Annotated in this window: 1 protein-coding gene; it reads left to right on the top strand. The window is 39.8% G+C overall.

What is annotated here, in order from left to right:
• The coding region (locus AAEY72_RS15030; protein ID WP_352311360.1) for a ferritin-like domain-containing protein at window positions 1-269 on the top strand (269 nt) is incomplete at both ends.

The following is a 269-nucleotide window of genomic DNA, read 5'->3' as shown; positions in this document are numbered from 1 at the left end:
CTGTATACCCGTATTCTGCATGAGTCAGACGACGAGAAGTTGCATGCAGCTAAATTAGTTCAACGCATTTTGTTTTTAGAAGGCACTCCAGATGTTGGCAGCCGTGAAGCGCTGAATATTGGTAAAGATGTGCAAGAAATGCTGAGAAATGATCTTGCATACGAATATCATGTAGCTGATCATTTGCGTAAAGTTATCGCGCTATGTGAAGAAAAAGCTGATTACCAAAGCCGTGAAATTTTAGAAGTGTTATTAGATGACACTGAATC

The organism is Psychrobacter sp. W2-37-MNA-CIBAN-0211, from assembly GCF_040309405.1.
In the GTDB taxonomy this organism is placed as follows: Bacteria; Pseudomonadota; Gammaproteobacteria; order Pseudomonadales; family Moraxellaceae; genus Psychrobacter; species Psychrobacter glaciei.
Note: the sequence above shows the minus strand (reverse complement) of the source record. Positions and strands in the feature narration are given on the sequence as shown.